1 protein-coding gene is annotated in these 2,914 nt (G+C 45.6%); it reads right to left on the bottom strand.

Going from position 1 to position 2,914, the window contains the following annotated elements:
• A partial coding sequence (locus N8M16_RS09990) for a DUF1542 domain-containing protein (RefSeq protein WP_261070139.1) occupies positions 1-2,914 on the bottom strand: 2,914 nt, incomplete at both ends.

Genomic DNA, 2,914 nt, shown 5'->3' with positions numbered 1-2,914 from the left:
CTGGTTCTGGACTAAATGAATTTACATCACTTAAACCAGATATACTATTTACATCAACCTTAATATCTGTATCAGCTCCATCGATTGCTTTCTTAGCTGCATCTGCTTTTGCCTTAGCTTCTTCCTTAGCTGCTAGTTTTTCTTCTGCTGTTAAGTCATTGTTCGCATCAATCTCTGTTTCTTTTGCTTTAAGAGCTTCTTCTACTGCTTTTTTCGCCTCTGGTTTCTTAACCGCTACTGGATTCAATGAGTTTACATCTGCCACTCCAGTAGTTTTTGCATTCTCAACGTCAGCATTTGTTGTCGCGTTGTCGATTGCAGTCTTCGCTGCGTCGGCTTTGGCTTTTGCATCAGCTTTCGCCGCAGTTTTTTCTTCGTCTGTTAAGTCATTATTCGCATCAATCGCGTCGTTCTTAGCTTTCAATGCGTCATCGATGGATTTCTTAGCTGCTGGTTTGGCTACCGGCGTTGGAGTCACCGAATCTACTGATGTTGCTCCATCATTTTTAGCTTGTTCTACCGCTGCATTTGTTGTTGCGTTGTCGATCGCTTGTTTCGCTGCGTCGGCTTTGGCTTTTGCATCAGCTTTCGCCGCAGTTTTTTCTTCGTCTGTTAAGTCATTGTTCGCATCAATCGCGTCATTCTTGGCTTTCAATGCGTCATCGATGGCTTGTTTTGCAGCCGGTTTGGCTACTGGCGTTGGAGTTACATTGTTTACTTCTGTTGTTCCATTAGCCTTAGCTTGTTCTACCGCATCGTTTGTTGTCGCGTTGTCGATTGCTTGCTTCGCTGCGTCAGCTTTGGCTTTCGCGTCTTCCTTAGCTTTTGTTTTCTCTTCTGCTGTTAGGTCATTGTTTGCGTCGATTGCGTCGTTCTTAGCTTTCAGTGCATCGTCGATTGCTTTCTTAGCTGCAGGTTTGGCTACCGGCGTTGGAGTCACATTGGTTACTTCTGTTGTTCCATCAGCCTTAGCTTGGTCTACTCCCGCATTTGTTGTTGCGTTGTCGATTGCTATTTTCGCTGCGTCGGCTTTGACTTTTGCATCAGCTTTCGCCGCAGTTTTTTCTTCGTCTGTTAAGTCATTGTTGGCATCAATCGCGTCATTCTTGGCTTTCAATGCGTCATCGATGGCTTGTTTTGCAGCCGGTTTAGCTGTTGGTGTTGGAGTGACTGAAGATATACTTGTCGCTCCGTCATTTTTAGCTTGTTCTACTGCATCGTTTGTGGTTGCGTTGTCGATTGCTTGCTTCGCTGCGTCAGCTTTCGCTTTCGCGTCTGCTTTTGCTTTTGCTTTTTCTTCAGCAGTCAAATCGTTATTGGCATCAATCGCGTCATTTTTAGCTTTTAGGGCATCGTCGATTGCTTTTTTAGCTGCTGGTTTTGCCACTGCTGTTGGATTTACATTATTTACTTCTGTTGTTCCATTAGCCTTAGCTTGGTCTACTCCCGCGTTTGTTGTCGCATTATCGATCGCTTGTTTCGCTGCAGCTGCCTTGTCTTGCGCTTCTTGCTTAGCTTTGGCTTTTTCTTCGTCTGTTAAGTCATTATTTGCGTTGATTGCTGCTTCCTTAGCTTTCAGCGCATCTTCGATGGCCTTCTTAGCAGCCGGTTTAGCTGTTGGTGTTGGAGTGACTGATGATACACTTGTCGCTCCGTCGTTTTTAGCTTGCGTTACGGTATCGTTTGTGGTTGCATTGTCAATTGCAGTCTTCGCTGCGTCGGCTTTGGCTTTCGCATCAGCTTTCGCTGCAGTTTTCTCTTCGTCTGTTAAGTCGTTGTTTGCGTCAATTGCTGCTTCCTTAGCTTTTAATGCGTCTTCTATTGCTTTTTTAGCCACTGGCTTCGCTTGCGCTGTTGGAGTGACTGATGATACACTTGCTGCCCCAGCGTTTTTAGCTTTCTCAACTGCATCGTTTGTTGTTGCGTTGTCGATTGCAGTCTTCGCTGCGTCAGCTTTGACTTTTGCATCTTCCTTAGCTTTAGCTTTTTCTTCTGCTGTTAAGTCATTGTTTGCATCAATCGCGTCATTCTTTGCTTTCAGTGCATCGTCGATGGCTTTCTTAGCTGCTGGCTTCGTTACTGGTGTTGGAGTTACATTGTTCACTTCTGTTGTTCCATCAGCCTTAGCTTGGTCTACCGCCGCATTTGTTGTTGCGTTGTCGATCGCTTGTTTCGCTGCAGTCGCTTTGTCTTGCGCTTCTTGCTTAGCTGCAGCTTTTTCTTCCGCTGTTAAGTCGTTGTTCGCGTCAATCGTATCATTCTTGGCTTTCAATGCGTCATCGATGGCTTGTTTTGCCGCTGGCTTCGCTACTGGTGTTGGAGTTACATTGTTTACTTCTGTTGTTCCATCAGCCTTAGCTTGATCTACCGCCGCATTTGTTGTTGCGTTGTCGATTGCTTGTTTCGCTGCGTCGGCTTTGGCTTTTGCATCAGCTTTCGCCGCAGTTTTTTCTTCGTCTGTTAAGTCATTGTTCGCATCAATTGCGTCATTCTTGGCTTTCAATGCGTCATCGATGGCTTGTTTTGCAGCCGGTTTAGCTGTTGGTGTTGGAGTTACTGAAGATACACTTGTTGCTCCATCATTTTTAGCTTGTTCTACCGCTGCATTTGTTGTCGCTTTGTCGATTGCAGTCTTCGCTGCGTCGGCTTTTGCCTTAGCATCTTCTTTAGCTTTGGCTTTTTCTTCCGCTGTTAAGTCGTTGTTCGCGTCAATCGTGTCATTCTTAGCTTTCAATGCGTCATCGATGGCTTGTTTTGCAGCTGGTTTGGCTACCGGCGTTGGAGTCACCGAATCTACTGATGTTGCCCCAGCGTTTTTAGCTTGAGTTACTGCATCGTTTGTTGTCGCTTTGTCGATTGCAGTCTTCGCTGCGTCGGCTTTTGCCTTAGCATCTTCTTTAGCTTTGGCTTTTTC

Source organism: Streptococcus mitis (genome assembly GCF_946188375.1).
GTDB lineage: Bacteria > Bacillota > Bacilli > Lactobacillales > Streptococcaceae > Streptococcus > Streptococcus mitis_CX.
Note: the sequence above shows the minus strand (reverse complement) of the source record. Positions and strands in the feature narration are given on the sequence as shown.